This window comes from Streptomyces sp. 4N124 (assembly GCF_052245395.1).
Taxonomy (GTDB): Bacteria; Actinomycetota; Actinomycetes; order Streptomycetales; family Streptomycetaceae; genus Streptomyces.
Genome location: NZ_JBQQBS010000015.1, coordinates 20,816 through 42,038, shown reverse-complemented (window position 1 = coordinate 42,038; position 21,223 = coordinate 20,816). Strand labels below are relative to the sequence as shown.

Sequence of the window (21,223 nt, the reverse complement as noted above, 5' to 3'; positions counted from 1 at the left end):
GCACGGATGAACGGCGTGCTCAGCCGGCTGCCGTGCCAGCTCAGCAGCAGCCCCATACACCCATTCGGGTGATTTCGAGGCGGGCGCGGAGACCGCCGGGGGCCACGCATCGGCGCCGCACGGGGCCCCGTAACCCTGCTGGCACCAACGGCCCTTCCCGCTGCCGGTAAATGCATCTGGGCGCCCCCTGGAGCCTCCCCCGCCACCGCCTTGACACTGCACGGCGACCGTGGGGTACTGCGGATTGCGAAGCCGGGCGGATGTGACGGGGGTGAGTGTCCTGCCGGAGCCGCGCTACCCCACCGTTTCCGAACTTGTCTCGTCCGCCCGGACGTTGGCCGCTCACCGGCCCGGCCTCTGTGCCCTGAGACAAGTGGGGGTCTCCCGCGCGGGCAGACCCCTCCACCTACTGTCGATGGGCCACGCCCGCCGCGCCGTCCTGGTCGTCGCCGGCGCCCACGCCAACGAGCCGACCGGGGGCTCGACGACCCTCGCCCTCGCGGAACGGGTGCTGCACGAACGGCAGTTGCGGGCCGACACCTCCTGGCACTTCCTGCTGTGCGCCGACCCCGACGGAGCGAGCCTGCATGTGACCCCGGCGCCGCGCAGCCTCCACGACTACCACCGCGGCTTCTTCCGGCCCGCCGCACCCGAGCAGCCGGAATGGGCGCCGTCCGCACTGCCGCCGGACCGGCTGCCGCCGGAGACCCGCGCCCTGACCCACGTCATCGACGAGTTGCGCCCCTTCCTCCAGGTGACCCTGCACGGCACCGACCTGGGCGGCAGCTGGGTGCAGCTGACGAAGGACGTTCCCGGTCTCGCCGAGCCGTTCGCCAAGTCCGCGGCGGAGCTGCACATCCCGGTGGAGACCGGCGCCTCCGACGCCGCGGGCTGGCCCGCCTCCGGACCCGGCGTGCATGTGATGCCCGGCCCCGGCGCGGGCGCCGCGTACCCGAGCATGCCGGACGACGCGCGGCACAGCACCTGGTACCACGTGCACCGGTACGGCGGTCTGACCGCGGTCGTCGAGGTGCCGATGTGGGCGAGTGACCTCGTGGACGACCCGGCGCCGCATCCGGCGCCGGCAGCCGAGATACGGCGGCTGGCGGGACGGCTGCTGCGCGACTCGCTCGAAGTGGAGCGGGTGCTCGCCGAGGCGCTGCCGCGGCTCGTCGACGTCGACGGGCCCCTGCTGCGCGCGGCCAGATGGGCGCTGGAGCTGGTTCCGGGGCTGGCCGAGGACTGGATCCACACACAGCCCGCCGACGATTCCATGGCGTACGTCGGAAGCGTGGACGCGTTCGCGCGCCGGCTGCCGTTGCGGGCGGCGGCCATGCTGATGCGGGTCCTCCAGGAGAACGGCGACCACGCGGCGCCCCAGTTGGAGCGCCTCGTCGCTACCTGGAGCGACGCCTTCGCGGAACGTTTCCGCGCCCGCTGGGTGCCACTGGAGCACCAGGTCGAGCACCAGTCCCGCACGGTCGTCGCGGCGGTGCGGCACGCGCGCGACCGGGAGGCGTGACGCCTCGGGTGACCGGTGCCCCCATGGGCACACCCTTCACGCGCGCGTACCGGCCGGGCCCGCCCGATGGTCAGGCGGGGCGCGCGAACACCGACCCCGTCGAGGCCGTCATCACGCACGGGTTCGAGAACGTCTTCGTGTACGTGACCGGCCGTCCGTTCCACTCCCCGCGCGCGTGGACGGTCACCGGCGCGTAGATCATCGTGCAGAAGGTGTCCTTCTGCGGGATGCCGCCGATGTCGCCGCCCGCGGCCTCCAGTTCCGCGCAGGCCTCGGCCGCACGTGCGGGCCCCTGGGGCGGGTTGCACAGGAGCAGCTTGCCGGGCGTCTCGCCGGCCCGTGCGTCGCCCTGGGTGACCGTGAGGTAGAGCCAGTTGTCCGGGGGAGCCGGCCGGGGCCCCGCCTGCGCCGGGGTCGCGGAGGCGACGAGGAGGGCGACCGCCGCGAGCAGGCCGCCCCGTACCGCTTTCGCTGTGGTGAAGTGCGTCATTCCCGATGCATCGGCACGGCGGCCTGTGAGCCCCACCCCGACTCACCCGAACGGGAGCGCACCGGCCCGTGCCGTCCGGCCAGTTCGAAGGCGGCGAGCACCACCCGGGCCTGGTACTCCACCTGCCGGGCGACCGGGATCCAGCGGGCCCCGCAGCCGTCGCGGTAGTCCGCGCACCACGCGTCGACCAGCCGGTCCAGCTCCGGCAGCACCCCGGCCGGGTCACGGCCCGCGCCCGCGACGAGCTGGTGCAGCAGCCCCGCCGTACGCAGCGCGAGCCGGCGTCCGGCGATGCGCAGGGTGGCCAGGTGGGCGGTGCTGAGCGGGGGCAGCGGGCGCGCGCCGTCGGCTCCGTCAGCGTCCTCGATGTCCGGATCCCATGCGTCGGCGAGGCCGGGGCAGACGAGTAAATAGTCGTCGACCGGGGCGAGCAGGCGCGCCGCGTCCGGTGCGCCCGCGTGGTGGGACCGGATCCGCGCCAGGAGCCGCTGCAGCACCTCGGTGTCGTGGCGCAGCGTGTGGCTGACGGTCCGCAGCACTCCGGCCGGGTCGGCGGGCTCGGTGGCGTCCTCCACGGCGGCCACGCTCCACATGGGCGCCTCGACGACCGCGGTCACGGTGCCGTACGGGTGCGGGTGGAACCAGGTCGACTCGACGGCGGCCTCGGTGATGGCGGCGGCCAGGTCGCCCCGCTGCGGCGGCGGGATCCGGTAGACGGCGGGGCCCAGGCCGGGCCAGTACAGGGTGTCGTACGGGCCGAGTTCGCGCGGGATGCCGAGGCGCGCCGCGGTGTGCGCGATGCGTCCGGCGAGGCCGGGGAGGTCGCGGGTGAGTTCGACGAAGCCGCCGCCCACGTCGACGCCGTGCAGGGAGCACTGGAGGAACGGCCGCAGTTCGTCCTGGAGGTCGAGCAGGGCGCGGGTCTCCGGCAGTACGGCGGCTGCCGCGCCGTCGGGCAGCCATTCGGGCTGCTCCAGGAAGCCGGGCCGAAAGAAGTGCCGGAAGTAGTGGCCCAGGGTGTACGGCCCGTGCAGCCAGCCCTCGTTGCGGCGCAGGCCGTCGGGGTCGAGGCAGAGCAGCAGGTTCCAGGTGGCGTCGGCTCCTTCGGTGAGCCGGGGGTCGGCGAGCGCTCTTTCGGCGAGCCGCAGGGCGGTGGCGCCGCCCACGGGTTCGTTGGCGTGCGGGCCGGCGACGACGAGGGCCTGGCGGCTGCCGTGGCCGACGGACAGCAGCCACAGGGGCGTGCCCGCGCGGGAGCTTCCGACACGGCGCAGTCGGGCGTCCCGGGGATGCCGGGCGACGAGCGTCGCCGCCCGGGCGTGCAACTCGTCGACGGTCGGGTAGCGGAGGAGTGGCGGCAGGGCACACCTCCACAATGTGGTGCCGTCGGTTCACCTGGTGTGCATGGTGTACGCACAGTCAGTCACGAGATGACGGGTACGTCAACACCGCGAGAGGCAATGGCATTTCGGCCACCGGGGCGCGATCCCGACCGGCGCCGGACTCAGTTCGAGGCGAGCCGGAACGACATCCGCCCGAAGCCGACCTGATCACCCTCACGGACGACGGCGGCACCGATGACACGTCGCCCGTTGACCGTCGTCCCGTTGGTCGAGCCGAGGTCCCGCAGCACCCATATGCCGCCCTGCCGACTGAGTTCGGCGTGCACCCGGGACACCGTCTCGTGGGTCAGCCGGAGTCCGTTGGCGGGGTCGCGCCCTATGCGCAGCGGATGGCCGTTGCCCGCGTGGGGCAGCAGCAGCTTGGGCAGCCGCTCGGCCTGCCAGGCCCTGCGCAGCCGTACCGTGAAGCCGGAGACGGCCTCGACGGTGCCGAACACCAGCCGCGACAGCCGGCTCTCGGTGGGCAGGTCGGCGGTGAGGAGCGCGAGGTCCTCGGACCGTCGGGCGGTCAGGGCCAGCTCCATGCGCCGGATGAATGTGTCGTGCGACAGGCGGCCCATGGCGACGCCGTCCCGGAGCACCTTCAGCGCCCTGTCGCGCTCCGCGTCGGAGATCCGCGCGGGGTACGTGTTGAACTCGAAAAACGGCGTCACGCTCGTGATTGTCGGGCAGTGAACGCCGGGTGTCCAGAAAAGGTGAGAACAGCCGCCACGCGCGCGTGCTCCGACGACACCCGCCGCAAAAGGGAAGATTCAAAAGCGGATTGATCTCGTTTGAAGCACCATGGACGGGCTACATCACGGTGAGCAGACGAAGGGGAACCGTCCGTGCAGTTCGAGGTGTGGGCACCGCAGGCAGACCGTGTGACGCTCCAGTGCGAGAGCGCCACGCGCGCGTTGGAGCGCGATCCTGACCGAGCGGGCTGGTGGAGGGGGGAGGCCGAGGCCGATGACGGCTCGCGGTACGGGTTCGCGCTGGACGGCGGCCCCGTGCTGCCCGACCCGTGCTCGCGTCGGCAACCGGACGGCCCGGACGGGCTGAGCGCGGTCGTCGACCACGAGCGGTACACGTGGCGCAGTGAGTGGGCCGGGCGCCCGCTGCCCGGCGCGGTCCTGTACGAACTGCATGTGGGCACGTACACCCGCGAGGGCACCCTGGACGCGGCCGCCGAGCGGCTCGGGCATCTCGTCGAACTGGGCGTCACGCACGTCGAGTTGATGCCGGTGTGCCCGTTCCCCGGGCGGCACGGCTGGGGGTACGAGGGGGTGTCGCTGTGGGCGGTGCACGAGCCGTACGGCGGCCCCGAGGCGCTGAAACGGTTCGTCGACCGGGCGCACGAACTGGGCCTGGGCGTGGTCCTCGACGTGGTGCACAACCACCTGGGGCCGTCCGGGAACTACCTCCCCCGGTTCGGCCCGTACTTCACCGACACGCACCACACGCCCTGGGGTTCCGCCGTCAACCTGGACGCGCCCGGTTCGGACGAGGTGCGCGCGTATCTGCTGGGCAGTTCGCTGGCGTGGCTGCGGGACTACCGGATCGACGGGCTGCGTCTGGACGCGGTGCACGCGCTGGCCGACACGCGCGCGTGCCACTTCCTGGAGGAACTGTCGACGGCCGTGGACGCCCTGGCCGCCGACCTGGGCCGGCCGCTCTTCCTCGTCGCCGAGGCCGATCTGAACGACCCCCGGCTGGTCACCCCGCGCCAGGAGGGCGGCCTGGGCCTGCACGCGCAGTGGAACGACGACTTCCACCACTCCCTGCACACGGCGCTGACCGGCGAGTCCCAGGGCTACTACGCCGACTTCGCGCGTGCCCCGTTCGCGGCGCTCGCCAAGACGCTCACGGGCGGCTACTTCCACGACGGCACGTATTCGAGCTTCCGGGGCCGGTGCCACGGCCGCCCCCTGGACCGCACGCGCGTGGCCGCGCACCGGCTCCTCGGCTACGCCCAGACCCACGACCAGGTGGGCAACCGCGCCCTGGGAGACCGGCTTTCGGCGTCCCTCTCCCCCGGGCTGCTGGCCTGCGCGGCGACACTGACGCTGACCGCGCCGTTCACGCCCATGCTGTTCATGGGCGAGGAGTGGGCCGCGGGCACTCCCTGGCAGTTCTTCACCGACCACACCGACCCCGAACTCGCCGAGTCCGTACGCCGGGGCAGACGGCGGGAGTTCGCCGCACACGGGTGGGCCGAGGAGGACGTGCCCGACCCGCAGGACCCGGCGACCCGCGACCGTTCCTGCCTCGACTGGTCCGAGCCGGAGAACGAGCCCCACGCGCGCGTGCTGGCCTGGTACCGCCGCCTCATCGCCCTGCGCCACGAGCAGGCCGACCTCACCGACCCCGACATCGCCGACACCAAGGTGGCCTACGACGAGGTGGGGCGCTGGCTCGCCTTCCGGCGCGGGGACGTCCGCGTGGCCGTCAACTTCGCCAAGGAGCCGGCGGCGATCCCTCTGGGCCCGCATCCGGCGCAGGTGCTCGCCGCGTGGGAGCCGGTCGAAGCGCCGGGCGCGGACGGAATGCTGCATCTGCCCGGGGAGTCGTGCGTGGTGCTGTTGCAGGCGTGAGCGGTGCCCGCGTCGGTGCGGGGCGCTGAACGAAGATGCGCGTAAGCGTTTGCGCAATCGCTTGCGCGTGACCTGTGCACCCTGTTGGCCTCGGCCCGGCGTCCCCTATGCCCCCTCGTCCTTCTCCTCGTCCCGCAACTCCGTCACCCGCTCCAGCAGGATCGCCTCCCAGGCCCGCTCCAGCTGCTCCCGCAGCAGAGGCAGGGGGCCGGCGCCCCGGCCTTCGAGGCGTTCGGCGAGGCGGATCAGGGTGTCGCAGCGGGCGAGCCAGAGGCCGCGCAGACAAGGGCGGGCGCCGTAGCCGGCGAGGGTGGCGGCGCGGACGGCGGCGGGGGATCCGACGGCGAGCGCGAGGCCGGCGATGTCCTCGGCGGGGTCGCCGAGGACCGCGTCGGCCCAGCCGAGGACGCCGCGTACCCGGCCGTCGGCGCTGACCACGAGGTGCTCGCCGGTGAGTGCGTGGTGGACGAGGACCGCGGTGCCGGGCTGGGCGGCGAGCTGGACCGCGGCGGCTGCGGTGAGCTGCTGGAGGCGTACGGCGTCGAACTCGTCGGCGGCGGCGAGGCGCCCGGCGGCGCGTTCGGCGGACCGGCGCAGCGCCTCCAGGGAGCGGGGTGCGGCGCGCGGGACGCCGAGGGTCTCGGCCTGTCGTACGGGCACCTCGCGCAGCCCGGTGAGCAGCCCGGCCAGGTCGGCCTCCCCGACGGCGGACACGTCGTGCTCCTCGGCCGAGCCGCCGGGCACCTTGGTGTCCAGGGTGTAGGTCAGCCCGGGAGCCCACTCGCCGTGCGCCACGCTCGTCGGCACGGCGACCGGGAGGTGCGGGCGGACGAGGTCGCGCAGGCGCAGTTCGCGGCGCTGGCGGACGGTGGCGTCGCGGTCGGGGGCCAGACGCAGGACATGGCGGGTGCCGACCCACCAGGTGGCGTGCCCGCCGCCCTCGGCGACCGGCCGGACGTCGGGTCCGGCGGCGCCCTTCGCGGCGTAGGCGCCGTCCTTGAGCAGAGAACGGACCAGTCGGCGGACGGTGTCCGCGGTGGGTGTCGGTGCCTGGGTCATGGTCGCGCCGTCGTCGCTCGAAGTCGTCGTGGGAGGCTCCTGATGCTCGGTCAGTTCACTATGACCAGCTCGCGAGTGGTGTCGTTGAGGCGGCGGGCGCCGTCCTCGGTGACCGTGACGATGTCCTCGATGCGGACGCCGAAGCGGCCGGGCAGATAGACGCCGGGCTCGACGGAGAAGCACATGCCGGGCACGAGGGGCTGCTGCTCGCCCTCGATCATGTACGGCGGCTCGTGCGTGGTGACGCCGATGCCGTGTCCGGTGCGGTGGATGAAGTAATCGCCGTATCCGGCGTCGGCGATGACCGCGCGGGCGGCCCGGTCCACCTCCTGGCAGGCCACCCCGGGCCGTACGGCCCTGAAGCCCGCCTCCTGGGCCTCGCAGACGAGGTCGTGGACCCGGCGCTCCTCGTCGGTCGGTTCGCCGACGTGGACCGTGCGGGAGGTGTCGGAGCCGTAGCCGTCCTTCAGGCCGCCGAAGTCGAGGACGACCATGTCGCCGTGCTCGATGACCCTGTTGCCGACTTCGTGGTGCGGATTGGCCCCGTTCGGGCCGGAGGCGACGATGGTGAAGTCGACCTGGGAGTGGCCGAACCGGCGCAGCAGATCGGCGAGGTCGGCGGCGACGTCGGACTCCTTGCGGCCGGCGAAGGGAACCTTCCGGATCTCCTCGAACGTTGCGTCTGCGGCCGCCCCGGCGGCCGCCAGAAGCCTCAGTTCCGCCGCGTCCTTGACAGCACGGAGCATCGGCAGGGCCTCGGTGAGGGAGGCGTAGGAGGTGCCGGGCAGCGCCTTCTGCAGGCCCAGCAGATGCATGGCCCAGGCGTTGTCGCTGATGCCGAACCGCCCGATGGAGTCGAGGAGCGCGGCGGTGGCGGCGTAGGGGTCCTTGCCGTCGGTCCAGTCCCGCAGCCTCAGCGCGGGCGCACCGGCCGCCTTCGCCGCGTCCGGGGCCTCCAGGGTGGGCACGACGAGTACGGGATCCTGCCCGGGGGTGAGCACCAGCAGGGTGAGCCGTTCGGTGACCGCGGTGGGCGCGTAACCCGTCAGCCACACGAGGTCCGGCCCCGGCGCCACGAGCAGCCCGGCGAGCCCCGCGTCGGCGGCCGCCCGCGCCGCGCGCTCCATCCGGGCCCGGTAGTCGTCGGCGCCGAAGGGCGCGGGCGCGGTGCCGGTCATCCTGGCCTCCCTGTGCGGCTCAAAGGACTACGGGGAGCATCCTGCCCGCACGGCGGGGGTCGCGCGAGCCGATTGGCCCGACCTTTCGGCGCGGCGCCGACCACCGCCCTTGACGGAAGGCCATTGATCAACCGTTAGAGCTAATGCATAGATGGCCGCAAGCCATTAAAACCATCCTCGGGAACGAAGGCGGAGTACGAGAAGGCCGTCCGCATCCTGGGCCTGCGCGACGGCCACGCGCCGTTCCCGGTGCCGACCTGCCCGGGCAACGCACACGTGGTCAGGTGACGACGCCCGGAATAACCGTCAACTGCTGGTAGCCACCGCCCTCATGACGCACCGTCAAGGTGACCGCGGCTCCCGGTCGGGTGTCGGCGACCGCTTGCGCGAGGTCGGCGGCCGAGTCGATCCGGGTCGTGTCGAAGGCGAGGAGTACGTCACCCCTGACCAGGCCCGCCGTGTAGCCCGGGCCGGGCACATGGACGCCGACGACCAGCGCTCCGGACTTCTCGGCGTCCACGGCCTCCACGCCGAGCGTGGCACCTGCGGGCGCCGGTGACGGGGTGGGCGTGGCCGGCGGTGGAGTGGGGCCGGGGAGCGCCGAGGCGGACGGGTTCAGCGGCGCCGCACCGTGGCCCGGTCGGCCCGAACTCCCGGCCTGGCCTTGCAGATCGGCCAGTTTGCTCATGCCGATCACGGTGGCGCCCACCGTCCCGAGGCCGACGCCGGACAGGATCAGGACCGTCCCGACGAACAGGCCGAACAGCAGGGTGGTGAGCCGTCGGCGACGCCGGCGGGCGGCGTGCGGGCGCCGGACGGGCCCGGGCGTGGGGCTCCCGCCGGGCGCGGGGCTGCCGCCGGGCTCCTGACCGGGCATCGGCTTGGGACGCAACGCTGTCTGTTCCATGTCTCGCCTCCGGCTGAGAACTACCCGGAGCGCCGGCGCACGACGAGCCACGAACGAGTGAGACTGACCCATGGTCAAGAACGGGAAGCCATAGTGACTCACGCCCGTTCGGTCAACGCCTCCACCACCGCTGCCGCCGCTCCCCGCACCGCTCCCCCGTGCACCAGCTCCGTGCGGTGCACGACCCGCGGTTGCGTGACCGGCACGGCGACCGTACCCGGCACCGCCTCGGCCGCCGAGCGGGGCAGCAGGGTCAGGCCGTGCCCCGCGGCGGCCAGGGCGGTGAGGGTGCGGACGTCCGTACCGTCGTAGCGAAGGGCGGGGCGGAAGCCGTGACCGCCGTTGGCGGCCCGGAGATGGGCGAGCGGCAGTCCCGTGTCGGGGGCGTCGAGCCAGCGGGCGTCGGCGAGGTCGCCCAGGCGCAGTCCGGAGCGCCGGGCCAGCGGATGCGTAGCGGGCAGGAGGACGCATACGGGTTCCTCCCCCACGCCGTACGTGGTCAGCGGCGCCACGTCGGGCAGCCGCAGCGGATCGCTGGGCGCGGCCAGGCCGTCGACCAGACCGAGGTCGGCTGTGCCGGTGGCCACGGCCGCCGGAATCCCGTCGCGAGACAGCACCCGCAAGGTCACGCCCGCGACCGGGAGCGCGGCCAGGACCCGGGGCCCGAGCGCGGTCGGCGCGGCGGCGAGCGTCAGGCCGTGCGCGGGCGCCACCGCCATCCGTACGACGTCCGCGCGCGCCGCGTCCAGGCGCAGCAGCAACGGTCCCGCGTGTTCGAGCAGCCGCTCACCGGCCGCTGTCGGAGCGACGGGGCGGCGAGTGAGCAGCGAAGCCCCCAGGTCCTGTTCGAGCGCCGCAATGTGCTGGGAGACCGCCGACTGGGTGTAGCCGAGGTCGCGGGCGGCGTCGGAGAAGGAGGCGAGGCGGGCGACGGTGACGTACGTACGCAGGAGGTGCGGGTCCATGCGCCTCAGGATCCCACCGCATCAGCATGGCTTATCGACAGTGCAGAAATCATCGTTGGACGTGAACCTCTGGGCGAACCCAGGATGAAGACCATGACGAACACAGCAGCCCGTCTCGCCCTGGTCGGCGACCGCTCCCCCAACGTCGCCTCGCACACCCGGATCCCCCTCCTGCTCGACGCGCTCGCCGAGCGCGACCGGCTGGTGCTCGACGCCTACTGGATCGGTTCCGAGGACGCCGAGGACCCCGACGCCGTACGCGGGTTCGACGCGGTGTGGGTGCTGCCGGGCAGTCCGTACCGCAGCGAGGCCGGTGTGCTCACGGCGATCCGTACGGCGCGCGTGGAGGGCATTCCGTTCCTGGGCACGTGCGGCGGGTTCCAGCACGCCCTCCTCGAGTACGCCCGTGACGTCTGCGGACTGACGCGGGTGGCCCACGCGGAGAACGACCCCGCCGCCGAGGACCCGCTCATCGAGCCGCTGGCCTGTTCGCTCGCCGGACACGAGGCCGTGGTCAGGATCGAGCCGGGCTCCCTCGCGCAGACCGTGATCGGCTCCGAGCGGACGGTCGAGCGCTACTTCTGCGCATACGGCCCGACCCGCCACCTCGACACCCTGCGCACCCACGGGCTGCGCTTCACCGGCCACGACGAGGACGGCCACCCACGCATCGCCGAACTCCCGGGCCATCCCTTCTTCCTGGCCTCGCTCTTCCAGCCGGAACTGTCCGGTGACGGATCGCGCCCGCACCCGATGGTCCGCGCGCTGGCCCGCGCAGCCGTGGAACACGCACGTCAGGCCGCCACGGGACATGTACGTCAGCCCGTGTGAGCCGAGCGGCACCTCCCATTGTCAGTGGCGGCTGTTACGTTCTGTGACATGACCGATCACGCCTTGCGGCTTCTCAGGCAGGACTCCCACCTGGCCGAACTGGCCGCGTTTCCCTTCAACTTCGACCTGGCTCGCGCGGACGCGGCCCATGTCGAGCCGGTCCGCCTGGCCTCGGGCGGACCGCTGGAGGTGGTGGCCGGGGACGACACGGGCGGTACGTATTTCGTGTGCGCGGACGGCTCCCTGCTCTACGCCGACTCCGAGGGCTCGGCCGGGATCATCGGCTCGAGTGTCGACGAGGCGCTGGAGACAGTGATCGGTCTGCCAGGCTGGCACGACTACTTGGATCTGTCGCCCAGCGACGGCGAGCAGGCGATCCTCGCGCGGGTCGCGGAGATCGAGGAGGAGATCCGGGAGTACCACTCGATCGACGAGGAGCGGGCCGAGCTCCGTGCCGCGCTGGGCCTGCCCGAGCGCTCCCCGGTCGAGCTGATCGGGATGCTGCATGCCGCCCTGTTGCGCACCGAACCCGATTTCCTGCTGCTGAACGGGGAGGAGTTGTGCGCCTACGACCTGCTCGACCAGCATCCCCGGCCCCCGCTGTGGGAGCCGGTGCTCGCGCGCGGCCGCGCCGATCTGGCCGCGCTGCGGGCGGGCGAGCGGACGGTGTGGGATCTGATGGCCGAGGATCCCGTACGACGCCGACTCGCCCTGCGTGCCGCACAGTTCGACCGCGCGGAGGGCGACCTCGGTCTGCTGAGGCATCTGCTGCGGCATGAGGCGGACTCGTCGATGACCGACGAACTGCGGCTCGCGGCCGTACTGGTGGGGCTGCGGGGTGACGTCGCCGATCTGCCCTTGCTGCATGAGGTCCGGGAGACGGACTTCGACACGCACTGTGGCCTCAGCGAGATGCCCCAACCGGGCGCGGACGCCGCCGAATTGGTGCGCTGGGCCCGGGACCTGGACGACTCGCTGTTCGGTGCGGACCCGGCCGACGAGCCGCTCTGCACCTGGACCGAGCTGGCCCTGGACCAGGGCATGACCGAACTCGCCCGGACCGCACTGATCCGCAGGCTCGACGAGATCGTCATGGATCAGAGCACGCTCCGACGGGCCGGGGATCCGGGACGGCTGGAGACATCCCGCCTCAGCTCGCTCGCCCGTGAGTTGGAACGGGCGGGCGACCTCCCCCAGGCGCTGCGCGCCCAGCGCCTCCACACCACCCTCCAGGACACGGCCTGGGATCGTGTCTCGGCCTGCCTGACCCAGGCCCGCCTGGAGCGCGAGTGCGGGCAACTCCCGTACGCCACCCGCACGTTGGCCACCCTTCTGGGCATCCTGGCGAATCCGGGCGACGACTCCCTGCGTCACTGGCACAGCGTCAACCTCGGTCGCTTCATAGCCGAGGAGCACTACGTCCTCACCCGAGCCCTGGCCGAAGCGGGCCCCTCCGAGGACGCCCGCGCGCTCCTCACCGCCGCTGACGCGATACTCGGCGAGCTCTCGGAGAACGCCGCGAACGGCGTCCGGGAGCTCGCCGAGGAGACCGCGGAGCGGGTGCGGGACTTGAGCTGACCGCCGACCTCAGCAGATGACCGCTGACGTCAGCCGACGGGCAGCGCCGGCGGACGGTCCGGGAGGAAGCCGTGGGCGCGCCGGGCCAGCCAGTCGGCCTTGTAGCGGTCGACCGTCCGGTGCCAGTTCAGGATGCCCGCCATCCAGTTCTGCAGGTCGGTGACATAGCCCTGCATGATCGCGCGGGCCTCGTCGGAGAGCCCGAAGTCCTCGTAGACGACGGGCAGTTCATGGGCGGCGACATGCTGGAACTGCTGCATGCGCTGGGTCATCAGGTCATGGACGACGCCGACCGCCGTCGGGTAGTCGCAGCCGAAGAAGTTCTGGACGACAAGGACAGCGTTGTGGATCTCGCCCTCGTACTCGATCTCCTTCTGGTAGGAGAAGACGTCGTTCACCAGGCAGGCGTAGTCGACGGCCGCGTTCTCCAGGGAGCGGACGGGGCCGCTGCGGTACACCTCCGCGGGGACGGCGGGGCCGTGGCCCATCCGGCACAGGCTCATGGTGAGGTCGGCGCCGAAGGTGGCGCGCCGCATCTCCAGGTAGTCGACCGGGTCGGGGACGCGGTTCTGGAGCTGGTTGGACAGCTCCCACACCCAGCTCTCGGTCATGACGTCCACCGTGGCCTTCACGGTGCGCCGTTGCTCGGTGGTCATCTCCGCCGTCGTGCGGGCCCAGAGGTCGATCAGTCCGCGTTCCATCGCGTTCGCGGGGGCGGGGACCTCTTCGCCGTCGACGGGCATGCAGGCGGACAGGCGCTCCGTGGTCAGGCGGGCGGCGGCCAGGTCGCGGCGGTGGCCGAAGACGAGCGGGTAGTAGTCGTCGCCATAGGTGCCCCAGGCGAGCCACTGGGCGCTGAGGTCGAGTGCCTCGGGGGTGGCGTCGGGGTCGAGGCCCGCCGAGCACAGCGCGAGGTCGTAGGCGCGGAGTTTGTCCTCGTCCCAGACGCCTTCCTGGAGGATGCCCATGCGCTGCGCCCAGCCGGTGAGGCGGTGGCGGGCGTCATCGAGGTGCGGGCTCAGTTCCACCTGGAAGGGCATGTGGAAGTCGGGCAGCAGGGACGGGCCGACCTTCTGGAACGGGACATGGGTGTAGGCACGCAGACGCTCGGCGCCGGCCGTGGCGAGGAGAGCGCCGACGTCGGCGGCGGAGGTGCCGGGGCCGGTCAAGCCCTGCCAGGGGGAGGTGGCTCGAGCGCGCTCGTTCATGTACCGGCTGGAGCGCATGTGCCATTCGTGGCCACCGGACTGCCAGTCCTGAAGTCCCTTGGTGTACGCGGCGATCGCGGCGAGTTCTCCGGGGGTGAGGCCCTTCTCCAGGGCCAGCGCGGGCACTTCGGTGAGGGCGGTGTGCTCGAACTGGTGCAGCCGGGAGGTCAGGATGTCGTTGACGGTGTCGGCGGCCTCCTGGGTGGTGCAGCCGAAGAAGGTCTCCAGGACGAGTACGCCGTTGCTGAGTTCGCCCTCGTCCTCGACCTCCCGCTGGTAGGAGAAGAGGTCGTTGCGCAGGTGCACCGCGTCGGAGAACGTCTCCATCAGGACCCTGAGCGGCCTCGACCCGGCGACGGCCGCGGGCACTTCGGCGGTCGCGTACTCCACGAGCCCCGACGACCAGGGGGCGCCGCCCACCTTGCGGCGCATCTCGATGTATTCGACGGGGTTGGCGATCCGCCCCTCGTTGATGTTGGACAGCTCCCACAGGGACTCGTTGAGCAGATGCTCGGTGGCGACGGAGAAGCGCGCCCGCCAGTCGGCGGACATGGCGGGCACCGTGCGGGCCCACAGGTCGGCGAGGCCGGCCTCCACCGGGTTCTGCGGCTCGGGCACCTCGGCGGACAGGTCCATCGGCATGAACAGCGGCAGCCGGTCCAGGTAGGCCTTGCCGCCGGCGCGGTCCTGGGTCCGCTTGAAGATCTCCAGGAAGTGGTCGTCGAAGAAGAAGACCCACACGTACCAGTCGGTGATGAGGGAGAGGGCGGGTCCGTCGCAGTCGGGATGGGTGTAGGCGCAGAGCAGGCCGTAGTCATGCGCGTCGAGGTCGGACTGTTCCCAGATCCCGGACCCCTCCAGCATGCCCATCTCGCGCGCCCACGCGGTCGAGTGGGCGCGGGCCTCGTCGACATGCGGGTTCAGCCGCGCGGGGTACGGCATGTAGAAGTGCGGGAGTTCGAAGGGCTGCTGCGTCATGGCCGGGCCCTACCCACGCGTTTCGGGCGGCATCCGCGGCCCCGGACATGATCACACCATCGCGTGAATCAGCGGTGAATCCGGGAGTTCTCGACGGGACTTGTGGCGTTCATCTCTACGCGCGCAGACTACGGAAATTCACGTGCCCCTCCGTAAGGGAGTTCCGATGAACCAGCCCAGATCCCTCTCCCGCCGCACCACGCTCGCCGCACTCGCCGGGGCGGCGCTGGCCGGCACCTCGGCCCTGCCGGCAGCGGCATCGGACCGCCGTGGTCGTGCGGTGCGTTTCGCCACGTTCAACGCCTCCTTGAACCGCGGCACTCAGGGCGCGCTCGTCACCGATCTGTCCACGCCGGACAACACCCAGGCGAAGAACGTCGCCGAGACGATCCAGCGGGTCGACCCGGACGTGCTGCTGATCAACGAGTTCGACTACGTCGAGTCCGGTGCGGCGGTCCGCCTCTTCCTGCGCAACTACCTCGCCGTCGGGCAGAACGGCGCGAAGCCGGTCCGCTACGGGTACCACTTCACCGCCCCGGTGAACACGGGCGTGGCCTCGGGTCTGGACCTCGACGGGCGCAACGGCGCGGTGACGACGCCCGGTTCGGACGCGTACGGCCAGGACGCGTACGGGTACGGCTGGTTCCCCGGGCAGTACGGCATGGCCGTGCTCTCCAAATACCCGATCGACACCCGCGCGGTGCGCACGTTCCAGAATTTCCTGTGGCGGGACATGCCGGGCAACCTCATGCCGACCGATTACTACAGCGCCGAGGCGCAGGCGGTCCTCCGGCTCTCCTCCAAGAGCCACTGGGACGTGCCGGTGTGCGTCGGTCACGAGACCGTGCACTTCCTGGTGTCGCACCCCACGCCGCCCACCTTCGACGGCCCTGAGGACCGCAACGGCCGGCGCAACCACGACGAGATCCGCCTGTGGGCCGACTACATCGGCGGGCGCCGGCGCAGCTCGTACCTGTACGACGACAAGGGCAGGCGCGGCGGTCTGCGGCCGGGGGCGCGCTTCGTGCTGGCCGGCGATCAGAACGCCGATCCGTACGACGGCGACAGCTACGACCACGCCATCCGCCTGCTCCTCGACCACCCGGCGGTCCACCTGCCCAAGGCGCCGCCCACGAGCAAGGGCGCGGTCGAGGCGACGCGGCTCCAGGGGGGTGCCAACACCTCGCACATCGGCGATCCCGCGTACGACACGGCGGACTTCGGCGACACCGCTCCGGGCAATCTGCGTGTCGACTACGTCCTGCCGTCCAGAGGGCTGATACCCGGGTCGAACGGCGTGTTCTGGCCGACGACCGACGACCCGCTGTACCGGCTGGTGGGTGGCGGGGCGAACGTGCCGACCTCCGATCACCGGCTGGTGTGGCAGGACGTGCGCGTGGTCTGACCGTCCCCGTCAGGACTGCTCCTCAGGACTCCCCGTCAGGACTCCCCGTCAGGCGCCCCGCACCGCCCGGCCCACCTCGGTCCGCAGCGCCACGAACTCGGGCAGTCCCCGGGTGGTGATCTGGTCCCGCTTGCCGGGGAGTTCGACCGGCAGGTCCCGTACGACGCGGGAGCCGGGGCCCGGGGAGAGGACGACGACGCGATCGCCGACGTAGACGCTCTCGTCGATGTCGTGGGTGACGAAGACGATGGTGGTGCCGTCGGTGCGGTGGACCTCGAGGAGGAGGTCTTCGAGGTCCTCGCGGGTCTGGGCGTCGAGGGAGCCGAAGGGCTCGTCCATGAGGAGGAGCGAGGGGCGGCAGACCAGGGCGCGGGCGATGGCGACGCGCTGCTGCATTCCGCCGGAGAGCTGCCAGGGGTGACGGCGGGCGGCGCCGTCGAGGCCGACGCGTTCCAGGATCCGCTCGGCCTCGGCGCGCCGCTCGGTCCGGCCGAGGCCGCGGCGGCGCAGCGGCAGGGCGACGTTCTCGCGGACGGTGAGCCAGGGGAAGAGGGAACGGCCGTAGTCCTGGAAGACCACGGCGAGTTGGCCGGGCACGCCGGTGACCGGTGTGCCGTCGATCGTGACCGTGCCCTCGCGGGCGGGGAGCAGGCCCGCGATGGTGCGCAGCAGGGTGGACTTGCCGCAGCCGGACGGCCCGACGACGCTCAGGAGCTGGCCGTCGGGGACGGTGAGGGTGATGTCGTGCAGGACGGGGTGGTCGCCGTAGTGCTGGGCGACTTCGTCTAGGCGGAGCATCCGGGAGCGTCACCTGGCCCAGGGTTCGTAGAGCGCGCCCTCGGTGTCGGCGACGCGGAGGTGGAGGAGGTGCGGACCCGCGTCGTCGCCCGCGTTCAGGGCGCGGTCGAGGGCGGCGGGGAGGTCGTCGGGGTGGGCGGCGTACGAGGCGGGGCAGCCGAAGGCGGCGGCGAGGGCGGCGAAGTCGATGCCTTCGATGTCCGTGCCGGGGACGGGAGAGATGCCGATCCGGCGGCCGAGGGCGCGGACGGCGCCGTAGCCGCGGTTGTCGAGGACGAGGTAACTGACCGGTGCGCCGAGGCTCGCGGCGGTCCACAGGGCCTGCACCGAGTACAGCGCGGAGCCGTCGCCGATCACGCACACCACCCGGCGCCGGTCAGCGAGGGCTCGGCCGACCGCGAGAGGCAGTCCCCAGCCGAGGGCTCCGCTGCCGGTGGTCAGATAGCCGCCGGGGAGGTCGACGGGCACGCGCGCGTGGAGCGGGTCGCGGTGGCTGGGGGCCTCCTCGACGAGGACGCGGTCGTGGGGCAGGCGCTCGCGCAGGAGGTCGAAGACCAGCTCCGGGGTGATGTCCGGCGCGGCCGACACGGGTTCGGGTTCCGGGCGGGGCGGGGGCGGTGCGCGGTCGGGGTCCTTCAGCAGCGCGGTGAGGTGGGCGAGGGCCGGTTTGAGGGTGGTGACGAGGCTGGTGCCGAGGGGCAGCCAGGCCGCCTGCGCCGGGTCGCAGTCCAGGTGGAACAGCTCGGTGCCGGGAGGCAGGAGCGGTCCGTCGTCGGCGACGTGGTACGTGAACAGGGGCGCGCCGAGGGCCACGACCACGTCGTACGGTGCCAGGCGCGCGGCGAGTGCGCCTGCGACCGGGGGCAGGAAGCCCTGGAAGAGCGGGTGGGTCTCGGGGAAGCCCGAGCGGCCGGACATCGGGCTGATCCACACCGCCGACCTGGTGCGCTCGGCCAGCGCACGCGCCTCGGACTGCGCCTCCTCGTCGTCCACGCCGGGGCCGATCACGAGCGCGGGCCGGGCGCAGGCGTCGAGCCGGGCGGCCAGGTGGGCGAGCGTCGAAGGGGAGGCCATGAAGCCGTCGTGCACGGTCCGCGGCGCCACGGGCTCGGCGGGCCGGTCCCAGTCGTCCTCCGGTACGGAGACGAAGACCGGCCCGCGCGGATGGGTCATCGCGATCCGGTGCGCCTCGGCGAGGACGGCGGGCACGTCGGCGGCGCGTTCCGGCTGGCGGGCGAACTTCACGTACGGGCGCGGGAAGTCGGCGGGTTGGTCGGCGCCGAGGAAGGGGCGCAGCTGGATCAGCGAGCGTGCCTGCTGGCCCGCGACGATCACCAGGGGGACGCGGTCGCGGTAGGCGTTGAAGACGGCGCCGAGGCCGTGGCCGACACCGCCGGCGGAGTGGAGGGAGACGAAGGCGGCGCGCCGGGTGCCGAGGGCGTGTCCGGCGGCCATGGCGACGGCCGTGGACTCCTGGAGGCCGAGGACGTAGGTGAAGTCGTCGGGCCAGTCGCGGAACATGCGCAGTTCCGTGGAGCCGGGGTTGCCGAAGACGGTGGTCATGCCGGTGTCGCGCAGCAGCCGCACGACGGCGTGCAGGACGGTTCCGCTCATACGGGCCTCCCCTGCGAGCTCATATGAGCCTCCCCTTGCCGATCAGCCGTTTCTCGACCGCCAGCAGGCCGGTGTTGAGCAGGTATCCGAGGGCGCCGAGCAGGACCAGCGCAGCCCATACGGTGAGCAGGTCGGAACGGGACTGGGCGTCGGTGAGCGTAAAGCCGATGCCGTTCGCGGTGCCCGGCAGCAGTTCCGAGAACACCATGAGGATGAGGGAGAGCGAAAGGCTCAGGCGCAGCCCCGCGAAGATGCGCGGCAGCGCCGAGGGAAGGAGGAGGAAGCGGAGCCTTTCGACGGCGTTCAGCCGCAGGACCGCCGCGACATCGAGGCGCAGCGGGTCCGTGTTACGGGCCCCCTCCGCGGTGTTGATCAGCACCGGCCAGACCGCGCTGAAGGCGATCGACGCGACCTGCATCTGCGTACCGAAGTCGAGGACGACGACGAAGACGGGGACGAGGGCGGGGGGTGGTACGGCCCGCGCGAACTGGAGCACCGGGTTGCACAGCGCGTACGTCCGGCGCGAGCGGCCCACCGCCAAGCCGAGCGCGATGCCGACGACGGCGGCGATCAGGAACCCGGCGGCCATCCGGCCGAGGCTGGGGCCGATGTTGTCGACGGCCGCGTCGGTGAGGAAGACATGCCGGACCGGGCCGGAGAACCACAACTCGTAGGCGTGGTGGGCGATACGGCCCGGTGGCGGGAAGTAGACGCTGTCATGCGCCCGGGCGGCCACCTCCCAGCAGCCGACGGCGACGGCGAGCACGACCCAGCGCAGCAGCACACCGCCCACGGCAACCCGACCGACCTGCCGTACGCCACCGCCCCGCACCGCCACCGCCGCCGCACCGTCCCGGCTCACACGCCCCTCCCCCGATAGGCCGCCGCCCGCTCCCGCTGCTCCGGCGTCCACGGGAACAACCGCCGTTCGCCCCACACCAGGACGCCGTTGATGACGAGACCCAGCGCGCCCGCCCACACCACACCCGCGAGCACGTCCCGGGTGCCGTCCGTCGACAGGCTCGCCTGGGCGATGAAGATGCCGAGGCCCTCGCCGAAGCCCGCGAGGATCTCCGTGGCGACGGCGAGGATGAGCGCGACGGCGGCCGAGATGCGGATGCCGGCGGCGATGAAGGGGGCCGTGCCGGGGAGTTCGACGCGCAGCAGGACCGCGAGCCGCCCGAAGCCGAAGGCGCGCAGGGTGTCCTTGGCGAGGGGGTCGGTCTCGCCGAGGCCGTAGATGGTGTTGAAGAGGATCGGCCACACGCACGCGTAGGTGATCAGCGCGACCTTGGTCTCGGTGCCGGAGCCGAGCAGCAGGGAGACCAGGGGGATCAGCGCGACGGACGGCAGCGGCCGCAGGAACTCCACGATCGCGCGTACGGCGGCGTCGACGAGGGGCACGCTGCCCAGCAGCAGACCCAGCGGGACCGCGATCGCGCACGCGAGGCCGAGCCCGAGCACCCAGGCGCGCAGGGTGGCCCCGATACCGTCCAGGAAAACGCTGTCACCCGCCAACTCCAAGGCCCGCGAGAGGACTTCGGAGGCGGGCGGCAGATAGCTGCGGCGCACGATCCCGGCCCGGCTCACCGCCTCGCACACCCCGAAGGCGAGGAGCACGCCGAGGAGACCGAGCCCCAGTTCCTGACGTCGTTTCACTTCACCACGAGGGTCGCCGGGTCGATCGGCTTCTTCAGCATCCCCTGTTTCTTCATCAGGTCGGTGAGCCGGGAGATCTGCTCGGCGTCCACGGTGGGCGGAAAGGTCGGCAGCCCGATCTGCTCCGACTGCCCCTCGGTCACCTTCGTGTACGTCGGCACGATCTCCCGTACCGCCGACGGGTCTTTCCCGGCGATCTCCGCGGCGGCCTTGAGGGCCCGCTGGAAGGCGGCGAGGGTCTCCTCGTTCTCGTCCGCGAACTGGCTGGAGGTGAGGTAACCGCTGAGCGGAATGTCCTCGATGGGCGCGGCCGCACCGTCCACCACGACCCTGGCCTGCAACTCGTCCTGGATCACGCTGTCGAAGGGCTCGACCGCGTGGACCGCGTCGACCTGCCCCTTCTCCAGGGCGGCGCCCATCTGCGGGAAGGCGACCTGCCGGTAGACGGGCTTGCCGACGCCCTCCTTCTCCAGGATCTCGTTCAGGGTCAGCGACTGAACGTTGTTGAGAACGTTTACGGCGAGTTTCCGCCCCTTGAGGTCGGCGACGGTCTTGATGTCCGAGTCCTTCGGCACCAGTACGTCCATCATGTGCGGCGCGGCCCGGATCGACTCGGCAACGATCCGGATGTCGAGGGTGCCCTGCTCATGGGCCTGGAAGTAGGTGACGTAGTTGGCGCTCGCCACCATGTCGACCTGGCCCTTGGACAGCGCGGGCAGCGCCTGGAGGCTCTGCTGGATCTGCTGGATCCGCACGTCCAGGCCCTCCTTCTCGAAGAGCCCACGGTCCCGGGCGATGTACAGCGCGGCGCAGTCGATCAGCGGCAGTGCGGCCACGGTGACGGTCTTCCCACCGCCGGACGAGGAATCGGAGCCCTCATCGTCGCCGCATGCCGTGAGGGCGAGGGTCAGGGCGGCCAGGGTCGCCGCGAGCTTCCGCGGTCCCGCGCGTAAGTGACATGACGTCATGCGCGCATGAGTATCAGGGATTTGTCATGATCACCACAGTTCCGTGGGTCATTCCGCGCGGCCGTGATCAGATTGTGCGTCCCTCGC

The 21,223-nt window shown here is 72.1% G+C and carries 18 protein-coding genes; 5 read left to right on the top strand and 13 right to left on the bottom strand.

All coding sequences use genetic code 11. From position 1 onward, the window contains the following. Positions 1-271 precede the first annotated feature (271 nt). The gene (locus tag ACTWQO_RS17475) at positions 272-1,522 is read left to right on the top strand and encodes a M14 family zinc carboxypeptidase (protein WP_443238246.1); all 1,251 of its coding nucleotides are present in this window, start codon (positions 272-274) and stop codon (positions 1,520-1,522) included. 70 nt (positions 1,523-1,592) lie between these two features. Here ACTWQO_RS17475 and ACTWQO_RS17470 read toward each other — a convergent pair whose 3' ends face one another. From ACTWQO_RS17470 to ACTWQO_RS17460, 3 genes are all read right to left on the bottom strand, one after another. Continuing rightward, positions 1,593-2,012 carry an SSI family serine proteinase inhibitor gene (locus tag ACTWQO_RS17470; RefSeq protein ID WP_443238245.1) on the bottom strand — a complete coding sequence of 140 codons (420 nt, stop codon included), beginning with the start codon at positions 2,010-2,012 and terminating at the stop codon, positions 1,593-1,595. Continuing rightward, entirely contained in the window at positions 2,009-3,388 is a 1,380-nt protein-coding gene (locus tag ACTWQO_RS17465; protein WP_443238244.1) for a M14 family zinc carboxypeptidase, read from the bottom strand. Before ACTWQO_RS17465 ends, ACTWQO_RS17470 begins: the two co-directional genes overlap by 4 nt. Positions 3,389-3,516: 128 nt before the next feature. Further along, complete coding sequence (locus tag ACTWQO_RS17460; RefSeq protein ID WP_443238243.1) at positions 3,517-4,068, bottom strand: FHA domain-containing protein; 552 nt, start codon at positions 4,066-4,068, stop codon at positions 3,517-3,519. A gap of 174 nt (positions 4,069-4,242) precedes the next feature. On the opposite strand from ACTWQO_RS17460, the gene treZ reads away from it, so the two are divergent. Next, positions 4,243-5,988, top strand: coding sequence for a malto-oligosyltrehalose trehalohydrolase (treZ, locus tag ACTWQO_RS17455; protein WP_443238242.1), 1,746 nt, complete (start codon positions 4,243-4,245; stop codon positions 5,986-5,988). 105 nt (positions 5,989-6,093) lie between these two features. On the opposite strand, the gene ACTWQO_RS17450 is transcribed toward treZ, so the two are convergent. From ACTWQO_RS17450 to ACTWQO_RS17435, 4 genes are all read right to left on the bottom strand, one after another. Then, complete coding sequence (locus ACTWQO_RS17450; RefSeq protein ID WP_443238241.1) at positions 6,094-7,047, bottom strand: aminoglycoside phosphotransferase family protein; 954 nt, start codon at positions 7,045-7,047, stop codon at positions 6,094-6,096. Positions 7,048-7,097: 50 nt separating this feature from the next. Further along, positions 7,098-8,225: an aminopeptidase P family protein gene (locus tag ACTWQO_RS17445; RefSeq protein WP_443238240.1), complete on the bottom strand. Its 1,128-nt coding sequence runs from the start codon at positions 8,223-8,225 to the stop codon at positions 7,098-7,100. Positions 8,226-8,505: 280 nt separating this feature from the next. Beyond that, positions 8,506-9,132, bottom strand: coding sequence for a PDZ domain-containing protein (locus ACTWQO_RS17440; RefSeq protein ID WP_443238239.1), 627 nt, complete (start codon positions 9,130-9,132; stop codon positions 8,506-8,508). A gap of 98 nt (positions 9,133-9,230) precedes the next feature. Beyond that, positions 9,231-10,097 (bottom strand): LysR family transcriptional regulator, encoded by an 867-nt coding sequence (locus tag ACTWQO_RS17435; protein ID WP_443238238.1) that lies wholly within the window; start codon positions 10,095-10,097, stop codon positions 9,231-9,233. A gap of 93 nt (positions 10,098-10,190) precedes the next feature. Here ACTWQO_RS17435 and ACTWQO_RS17430 point away from each other — a divergent pair, with 93 nt between their 5' ends. Further along, positions 10,191-10,928, top strand: coding sequence for a CTP synthase C-terminal region-related (seleno)protein (locus ACTWQO_RS17430; RefSeq protein ID WP_443238237.1), 738 nt, complete (start codon positions 10,191-10,193; stop codon positions 10,926-10,928). Between the two features lie 48 nt (positions 10,929-10,976). After that, the gene (locus tag ACTWQO_RS17425) at positions 10,977-12,506 is read left to right on the top strand and encodes a hypothetical protein (RefSeq protein ID WP_443238236.1); all 1,530 of its coding nucleotides are present in this window, start codon (positions 10,977-10,979) and stop codon (positions 12,504-12,506) included. Positions 12,507-12,535: 29 nt separating this feature from the next. Here the strand turns inward: ACTWQO_RS17425 and cyc2 are convergent, their stop codons facing one another. Beyond that, on the bottom strand, positions 12,536-14,692 hold the full coding sequence (cyc2, locus tag ACTWQO_RS17420; RefSeq protein WP_443238235.1) for a germacradienol/geosmin synthase Cyc2: 2,157 nt from the start codon (positions 14,690-14,692) through the stop codon (positions 12,536-12,538). A gap of 166 nt (positions 14,693-14,858) precedes the next feature. Between cyc2 and ACTWQO_RS17415 the strand changes: the two genes are divergently transcribed. Then, complete coding sequence (locus ACTWQO_RS17415; RefSeq protein ID WP_443238234.1) at positions 14,859-16,097, top strand: endonuclease/exonuclease/phosphatase family protein; 1,239 nt, start codon at positions 14,859-14,861, stop codon at positions 16,095-16,097. A gap of 48 nt (positions 16,098-16,145) precedes the next feature. Here ACTWQO_RS17415 and ACTWQO_RS17410 read toward each other — a convergent pair whose 3' ends face one another. The 5 genes from ACTWQO_RS17410 to ACTWQO_RS17390 are packed head-to-tail and all read right to left on the bottom strand — an operon-like array spanning position 16,146 to position 21,136. After that, positions 16,146-16,895, bottom strand: coding sequence for an ABC transporter ATP-binding protein (locus ACTWQO_RS17410; protein ID WP_443238233.1), 750 nt, complete (start codon positions 16,893-16,895; stop codon positions 16,146-16,148). Positions 16,896-16,904: 9 nt separating this feature from the next. Further along, positions 16,905-18,509, bottom strand: coding sequence for a benzoylformate decarboxylase (gene mdlC, locus ACTWQO_RS17405; RefSeq protein ID WP_443238232.1), 1,605 nt, complete (start codon positions 18,507-18,509; stop codon positions 16,905-16,907). A gap of 19 nt (positions 18,510-18,528) precedes the next feature. Next, positions 18,529-19,371 carry an ABC transporter permease gene (locus ACTWQO_RS17400; protein WP_443238231.1) on the bottom strand — a complete coding sequence of 281 codons (843 nt, stop codon included), beginning with the start codon at positions 19,369-19,371 and terminating at the stop codon, positions 18,529-18,531. Then, positions 19,368-20,168: an ABC transporter permease gene (locus ACTWQO_RS17395; RefSeq protein WP_328354439.1), complete on the bottom strand. Its 801-nt coding sequence runs from the start codon at positions 20,166-20,168 to the stop codon at positions 19,368-19,370. The genes ACTWQO_RS17400 and ACTWQO_RS17395 overlap by 4 nt, the downstream gene beginning before the upstream one ends. Further along, complete coding sequence (locus tag ACTWQO_RS17390; RefSeq protein WP_443238230.1) at positions 20,165-21,136, bottom strand: ABC transporter substrate-binding protein; 972 nt, start codon at positions 21,134-21,136, stop codon at positions 20,165-20,167. Before ACTWQO_RS17390 ends, ACTWQO_RS17395 begins: the two co-directional genes overlap by 4 nt. Positions 21,137-21,223: the final 87 nt, after the last annotated feature.

What these genes read in the sequence shown, in the direction of transcription:
- ACTWQO_RS17470 (WP_443238245.1), bottom strand. Translation starts at nt 2,012, where the DNA reads ATGACGCACTTCACCACAGCGAAAGCGGTACGGGGCGGCCTGCTCGCG.
- ACTWQO_RS17450 (WP_443238241.1), bottom strand. Translation starts at nt 7,047, where the DNA reads ATGACCCAGGCACCGACACCCACCGCGGACACCGTCCGCCGACTGGTC.
- ACTWQO_RS17445 (WP_443238240.1), bottom strand. Translation starts at nt 8,225, where the DNA reads ATGACCGGCACCGCGCCCGCGCCCTTCGGCGCCGACGACTACCGGGCC.
- ACTWQO_RS17440 (WP_443238239.1), bottom strand. Translation starts at nt 9,132, where the DNA reads ATGGAACAGACAGCGTTGCGTCCCAAGCCGATGCCCGGTCAGGAGCCC.
- ACTWQO_RS17435 (WP_443238238.1), bottom strand. Translation starts at nt 10,097, where the DNA reads ATGGACCCGCACCTCCTGCGTACGTACGTCACCGTCGCCCGCCTCGCC.
- ACTWQO_RS17430 (WP_443238237.1), top strand. Translation starts at nt 10,191, where the DNA reads ATGACGAACACAGCAGCCCGTCTCGCCCTGGTCGGCGACCGCTCCCCC.
- ACTWQO_RS17425 (WP_443238236.1), top strand. Translation starts at nt 10,977, where the DNA reads ATGACCGATCACGCCTTGCGGCTTCTCAGGCAGGACTCCCACCTGGCC.
- cyc2 (WP_443238235.1), bottom strand. Translation starts at nt 14,692, where the DNA reads ATGACGCAGCAGCCCTTCGAACTCCCGCACTTCTACATGCCGTACCCC.
- ACTWQO_RS17415 (WP_443238234.1), top strand. Translation starts at nt 14,859, where the DNA reads ATGAACCAGCCCAGATCCCTCTCCCGCCGCACCACGCTCGCCGCACTC.
- ACTWQO_RS17410 (WP_443238233.1), bottom strand. Translation starts at nt 16,895, where the DNA reads ATGCTCCGCCTAGACGAAGTCGCCCAGCACTACGGCGACCACCCCGTC.
- mdlC (WP_443238232.1), bottom strand. Translation starts at nt 18,509, where the DNA reads ATGAGCGGAACCGTCCTGCACGCCGTCGTGCGGCTGCTGCGCGACACC.
- ACTWQO_RS17390 (WP_443238230.1), bottom strand. Translation starts at nt 21,136, where the DNA reads ATGACGTCATGTCACTTACGCGCGGGACCGCGGAAGCTCGCGGCGACC.